6 protein-coding genes are annotated in these 6,196 nt (G+C 66.3%); all 6 read right to left on the bottom strand.

From position 1 onward, the window contains the following. A partial coding sequence (locus ACFVIV_RS02720; RefSeq protein ID WP_379193014.1) for a hypothetical protein occupies positions 1 to 1,920 on the bottom strand: 1,920 nt, incomplete at its 3' end. A 12-nt stretch (positions 1,921 to 1,932) separates the two neighbouring features. After that, entirely contained in the window at positions 1,933 to 2,424 is a 492-nt protein-coding gene (locus ACFVIV_RS02715) for a YbaB/EbfC family nucleoid-associated protein (RefSeq protein ID WP_379193013.1), read from the bottom strand. Continuing rightward, positions 2,421 to 2,756 carry a hypothetical protein gene (locus ACFVIV_RS02710; protein WP_379193012.1) on the bottom strand — a complete coding sequence of 112 codons (336 nt, stop codon included), beginning with the start codon at positions 2,754 to 2,756 and terminating at the stop codon, positions 2,421 to 2,423. Before ACFVIV_RS02710 ends, ACFVIV_RS02715 begins: the two co-directional genes overlap by 4 nt. 175 nt (positions 2,757 to 2,931) lie before the next feature. Continuing rightward, positions 2,932 to 3,729, bottom strand: coding sequence for an ESX secretion-associated protein EspG (locus ACFVIV_RS02705; protein WP_379193011.1), 798 nt, complete (start codon positions 3,727 to 3,729; stop codon positions 2,932 to 2,934). Then, positions 3,726 to 5,729: a hypothetical protein gene (locus ACFVIV_RS02700; RefSeq protein ID WP_379193010.1), complete on the bottom strand. Its 2,004-nt coding sequence runs from the start codon at positions 5,727 to 5,729 to the stop codon at positions 3,726 to 3,728. Before ACFVIV_RS02700 ends, ACFVIV_RS02705 begins: the two co-directional genes overlap by 4 nt. Before the next feature lie 133 nt (positions 5,730 to 5,862). Then, positions 5,863 to 6,144, bottom strand: coding sequence for a PLD nuclease N-terminal domain-containing protein (locus ACFVIV_RS02695; protein ID WP_379193009.1), 282 nt, complete (start codon positions 6,142 to 6,144; stop codon positions 5,863 to 5,865). Between the last annotated feature and the right edge of the window lie 52 nt (positions 6,145 to 6,196).

Raw genomic sequence — 6,196 nt, 5'->3', positions numbered from 1 at the left:
GCTGCCGAGTGCCGCGGTGCGGGTCGGCCCGCTGGCGGGGCGGGCCGCCCCGGCCGCTGTCACCGGCGGTCCGCCCGCGGCGGGCGCGCCCATGACCGGGGCGGCCGCACCCGGTTGCGTGCCAGCCGTCGTGTCCGAGGTGTTCAGCGGGTCGGCGTTTCCGGCGGGGCCCCCGTCAGTGCGCGCGTTCACGCGGGACTCGGGATTCGAATCCCCTGTGCCGTTGGGGGAATCGATGGACCTGCCGGTCGTATCGGCGGCCGTGGGCGCGCCGACATCCCGGGCCGGGCTGCTCGGCGAGCCGTCGCCGGAGTGCTGCGGTGCCGTCGTACTCGATTCGCCGCCCCGGGGTTCCGGAGCCGCCTCCGGGCGATCATTGCGCCCGGCCGCTCCGCTGCCCTCGTTATTGTTCGCGGCAGGGCGATCGGAGGTATCGGTACGCCCGGTGTCGCGGCCGGTGTCATGCGGCGAGGAGGTATCCGGTGTTCCGATGCCCGCACCCTGGGGATTCGTCTGGAGACCGCCCGGCTGCTGCCCGCCGGCGGCCGGCGCGGTGCGCTGATCACCTTCCGGTGCATTGGCCCGCGACGCCGGATCGCTCGCGCGAGTATCGCCCGAATTCGGTGCGCCCGAGCGGTTTTCGTCCGCACCCATGGGGCGCGTTGTGTTGTCCCCGGGCGCGCGAGAGGTGTCGACGCCCGGCCGGGGAGCCGTACCGTCCGGATTGGCGCCGCGGCCGTTCTGGTTGGACGCGGGATCGTTCGCGCCCGCCCGGTTGTCACCGCCGGTCGGCTGATTCCCCTGCGCCCCATTGTCGGCGCGCGGTCGATTCCCGTTGTCACCGCCGTTCGGATCGGTACCTCCCGGGCTGTTGTACGGGTTGGTGCCCTGCGGCCCGTTGTACGGATTGGTGCCGCCGGTCGGCATCGGAGGCACACCCCCCGGCCCGCCGTAGACCCGGTTCGCCCCGGCATGGCTGAGGCCCGACAGTCCGCCCTGGAAGGCGCCAGAGGTGAGCATGCGCGGATCGAACTGGGTGTTCTTCAGGTTCTCGACGGCTTTGTCCCAGCCGTCCTTGTACACGTCGACGCCGAACTGCGCGCCGGTGCCTGCGGCGAATCCCGCTGTCGCGCCGACCAATCCCGAGGCGACGCTGGTGATGCCGGCATTGACGAAGTTATTGACTCCGGCCCGGCCGAGCTTGTTGCCCAGCCAGCCGCCGAACGGGCCGGCCGCCGCGCCGCCCGCGGCGGAGCTGATGGCGGTAATGCCGACCTGGGTCCAGTTGATGTCCTTCCGCCTGCCGTTGTTCACCTGGTACTGCTGAATCGCGATCTCCTGGACCGTGCCCAGGGTGAGATCGATGGCGACGTGCCGCAGGATGAACTTCACCGCCGCCGCACCGGCCATCCGCGCCGCGTAGGTCGCGATGGCGCGGGCCGCGCGGGCGCCGATCATCCGTACCGCGACGCGCGTCAGCGCGACGACGACCGCTTCCACCGCGGGCGCGGTCGGCGGCCAGATCCACGCCGCCAGGATTTCCGCCGCGGCCAGGGCCAGCGACGACCAGAACATCAGCTTGGTGTATTCGATCTCGGTGCCGGTCGAGAAGGCGGATTCACCGAGATCGTCGAAATACTTCGCGAGATCCTGAATGGAGGTGTCGTCTTTGCCGCTGGTCTTGCCCTGCAAGACGTCGTAGGCCTTGACCATGGCCTCCATACCCTCGCCCTCGGGGTAGGCGGCGATGGTGGCATACCTGGCATCGTCGATGGCTGACAGCAGATTTCGCAGTCCATCGGCGCCCGTGCGCCAATCATCGGCCAGCGCCCACATCTGGGACTCGCTGCCGTCCGGCCATTCCATGCCGACCAGCCAGCCCACCCATTCGAGCGATTCAGGAAACTCGATATCACCCAATGCGGGCTACACCTACCACCCGGAGTCGGTGGCTCCGCCGCGCCGGGTGACCGTGCCATCGGATTCCGAAGCCGGTTGCGCCGCACGGCGTTCCGCGGAGTTCGGGGGTGCGGTGGAGACGACCGGCGGGGCCGGGATGGTCAGTTCCTTGCTCAGGTCCGGCATGCCGGGGATCAGATCGGCCAGCTTGGGCAGGCGACGGGCGCCCTGCGAGACCGGGGCCATCACCTCCTTGCCACGCCGCGCCACCTCGGCGGCGGCCTGCTGCGCGGCCTCGGTGATCGCCTTCGCGATCTCCTCGTAGTCGAGATCCTCGATGTCCGAGGAGAATTTGGTCTCGATCACGGTGCCCTCGGCATTCACCGTCACGGTCACCCGCTTGCGCACGGTCGCGGTCGCGGTCAGCGCGGCGCGGTCCTGCTGCAGCTTGGTGATGGTGCGCATCTGCTGCGCGAAACCATCCAGAATGTCGTTCAGATCGGCCTTGGCGCGTTCGTTGGTCATCGCACCCGCTTGGCCTGCTTGTAGGCCCCGGCATTGCCGGAGTCCATGCTCGACAGGTAATCCAGCGCTTCCTGCTGGCCCTTGGCGAAGTTCCCGAAGGTGCCCGACATGTTCCGCGCGCCCTGCACGATATTGCCTTTGCTGGCGATATACCCGTTCTCTCCCTCGGAGAAGTTCTTCCCCAAGGTGTCGTTGCCCCACGGTTCACCACGCGACTCGATGGCGGAGACCAGGGTGTTCACTACGGTATCGATACCGTCCTGCACCTTGGTCGTCTTCGACTTCGCGGTCCGCAGCAAATCCTTATAGGACTCCAGTCGACTGCCGCCCACCTGGCCATCACCTCCAGCACCACATGCGGATACACCTATCCAGCAAACCGTTTCGACAAGATCGAACCGATCGCATGGTGACACTGCCAGGTCTGGTCGACCACTCCGTTGACGGAACATTAACGGAGAGTGCCGATTCGGTGGTTCGGTCGAGAACCACCGAATCGGCTCCTCGTCATTCCGCTACTTCGCCACGGTTTTCCATATGCGTCAGCACCTGCTGCACGCGCTGATCCATGCGTTCGACGAGACGCTTCGCATCAGCGCCCACGGCCGTTGCCTCGGCCGTGTGCATCTCGATCAGATACCGGCCGTCGCCCGGGAGATCGCGCCAGATCATGGTCGCCTCCTGAATCCCGCGCGGCCCGTACTTGGAGCGGCCCTGCATCACCTTCACCGCCCCGGTCCATTCCGCGGGCGTCTGCCAGAAGGTGACGCTGCGGGATTCGATCGACTCGTCGAACGAGTCGAACGCACCCGAGCGTGGCGCCTCGTACTCGTACGGGTCGGCTTCCGCGGGCTCGGTGACCAGGGTCATGGCGGGCAGCTGCCCGGCTCCGGCCTCGGGCAGGTAGTCCACCACCAGCCCCGGAAGCTCCTCCGGCTCGCATTCGATGAAGGTGAATCCCGCACTGTGGTAAAGGGTTTCGGCGGGTTTCTGAATCACCAGGCAGGCACGCCGATCACGGCGCGCGCCGTGCACCCGAATCCGCTTCTCCGGGTTGTCCATATCGCTGTCGCACCAGGCGTGCGAGACGATGAACACATCCGGCTGCACGAGCGCCTCGAAGATCGCACCGAAGCTCCGATCGAGCTTGCCGTCGAGCTCGGAACGCGTTTCGGCGAGCTCCTGCTCGTACTCGTCCTCGTAGAGCGTGCGCGCGGTGTAGACCAGCGGCGACGGCACCGACCCGTTCCGATACCGGTAGCACAGCACCTTGAACTCGACGTCGGTGAACTCCCAGGTCCTCATGCCTCAGCTCCCGAATCCCGCGGGGCGGGTCCGGCGCTGGCGCGTACGACGGTGTCGACGAACTCCGCCGGACCGAATGCACGATCCGCACCGGCGGTGTCATCGCCGTCGGCCATGCCCTCGATGACGCCGGCCGTCACACCCGCGATCGGATTGATGACGGTCTCGTCCAGACCCGCCCGAGTGAACAGGTTTGTCAGCATGGAGGGCTGGGATTGGACCTGGCCGGCTTCGGGTGTCGGGACGACCGTGCCGACGGGGCCGCCGTCGGAGGGCAATCCCGCACTCGGAACCGTGGCCACGGCCGGTTCGCCGGGCACGGCCGCGTCGACTGTGATCGGCTGCGACACCGGAGCCGTCAGGCCCAGCAGTTCACCCAGCTGCGAGAGCTTGTCCGGCGACTGCTGGACCTGCCCCAGCGCCGAGACCACATTCGCCTCGGGTACGCCGAGCAGCTGCGCGATCTCCGCCGTCTTGTCCTGTGCCAGTAGGCCGTCGAGCTGCTCCAGGATGGACGGCAGCGACTGAGCGATGGTCGAGATGCCGGTGGTGGCCGCCTGAATCAGGCCACTCAGCACACTGGCGATCTGCGATGCCGCTTGGCTGTTGTTCTGGCCGTTCTGGTTGTTCTGGCCATTCTGATTCTGACCACCCGGGTTGCTGCCACCCGGGTTTTGACCACCCGGAGGCTGTTGATTGCCGGGGGGCTGTTGGTTGCCCGGCGGCTGCTGATTACCAGGAGGCTGCTGATTACCCGGCGGCTGCTGATTACCGGGCGGCTGCTGATTACCAGGAGGCTGTTGGTTACCCGGCGGCTGCTGATTACCCGGCGGCTGCTGATTACCGGGTGGCTGTTGGTTACCCGGCGGCTGCTGATTACCAGGAGGCTGCTGATTACCCGGCGGCTGCTGATTACCCGGCGGCTGCTGATTACCAGGAGGCTGTTTCTCCTCCGGCTTCTTCTCCTCGGGCTTCTTCTCTTCCGGTTTCTTCTCTTCCGGCTTCGGCTGCTGGGGCTTGTCCATGGCCTTCGGCCCCGGAACGACGGCGAGCACCGAGGCGGACTCGTTCGAGCACTTGACGTAGTGGCTCTGGTACTCGCCGCGGTAATACTCCAGGTCGGGACCGGGGCAGCAGCCACCGCCCCGCTCCGTCTTCTGCGGCATACAGGATTCCACGGCGGCCATCCAGCCGCCGGCGTACTCCAGTTCCGCACCGACTTGGTTCATGGTGTCGATGAGCGGCCGGAGATCCTCCGCATACTGGTTGACGGCCGCCCGCGCGCCATCCGCACCGGCGCCCTTCCACTCGTTGTTCAGCGACCGAATGGTGTTCACGAAATCGCCGACCTTCGCGTCCACCTGCTTTGCCAGCGCCTCCCACACCTCACCGGCCTGCGCGTAGGCCTGGGGCTTCATCGACTTGCCGAGCGAGTAGAGCTCGCCCCATTCCATCGAGTCCTTGGCCCGGTGGTGCAGGCTCACCGACACCTTGGACTTGCCCTTGTCATCGCGCCACTTCTTGAGATCACCGGGCAGGCTGCCGTAGTTGGACGGCGGTCGCGATGCCTTGGGCAGCTTGAAGCCGGTGTCGCCCTCCGGCTTGGTCGGCATCTTGATCTCGCCCAGCTTCAGCTTATTGAAGTCCGATTCGGAGATCTTCTCCACGCGCGCATACGTCTTCGCCGCCGCCAGGAAGGTGTCGGACATATTCGTGAGGATGGCGATGTGGATGTCGAACACGTTCAGCAGATCGTTGCCCTGCTTGTTGAACGCCGATCGCAGCAACTCACCGGAGGTCAGGTTGCCGATCTGCTCGAGATTCCCGAGCTTGTTGTCGGTCACCACCTTCTTGAAGCCGTGTATGAGGCCGACCAGGTCCTCACACGCGTTCATCCCCTTCTGCGCCGATTCGGGTTTGAATTGCAGCAGGTCCCCCGGTGCACCGGCTTGCTGCATGAGGCCGGGCCACGCTGTGTTGTCTTTGCTCTCAGGTGCCATCGGTAACTTATCGCTCCGCCTGTTTTCCACTGTTCGTGCCAGCACAGACTACTGACGTGAACCGACTATGGCGCGCAAGGAAATTCGATTCGGCCTCGGTCGCGCGGAGAGGTGAGCCTTGCCCGTTCGTTGCTCAGGCGGTCGGCCGGGGTGGGCTCATGATGGTGGAGTTGCGGCCCCAGATGAACCAGACGATGGGGGCGAGAACCGGGAAGACCAGGATCAACAGAAGCCACATGGCCTTGCCGCCGGTCTCGTAGCCGCGGGAGCGGAGGACACTCACCACGGCGGCGATGAACAGGACGATGCCGGCGAAGGCGACGGCGATCAGCCCGCCGGCGAGAGCTATGGAACCTGCGGTTTCGGCGGTTCCGGCGGCCATCGTATTCGCCGAAGCGAGAGTCGTTGTCGTCATGGCGTCCAGCCTATGAACGCGACATACCTCGGCACATCATTCATTAGCCCCG

It is taken from the genome of Nocardia sp. NPDC127526 (assembly GCF_042672265.1).
In the GTDB taxonomy this organism is placed as follows: domain Bacteria; phylum Actinomycetota; class Actinomycetes; order Mycobacteriales; family Mycobacteriaceae; genus Nocardia.
The sequence above is the reverse complement of the archived record's forward strand: the minus strand, read 5'-3'. Positions and strand labels throughout refer to the sequence as shown.

Bases quoted from the DNA above. Each gene is read 5' to 3' on its own strand.
- ACFVIV_RS02695 (WP_379193009.1), bottom strand. From the start codon at position 6,144: ATGACGACAACGACTCTCGCTTCGGCGAATACGATGGCCGCCGGAACC.
- ACFVIV_RS02700 (WP_379193010.1), bottom strand. From the start codon at position 5,729: ATGGCACCTGAGAGCAAAGACAACACAGCGTGGCCCGGCCTCATGCAG.
- ACFVIV_RS02705 (WP_379193011.1), bottom strand. From the start codon at position 3,729: ATGAGGACCTGGGAGTTCACCGACGTCGAGTTCAAGGTGCTGTGCTAC.
- ACFVIV_RS02715 (WP_379193013.1), bottom strand. From the start codon at position 2,424: ATGACCAACGAACGCGCCAAGGCCGATCTGAACGACATTCTGGATGGT.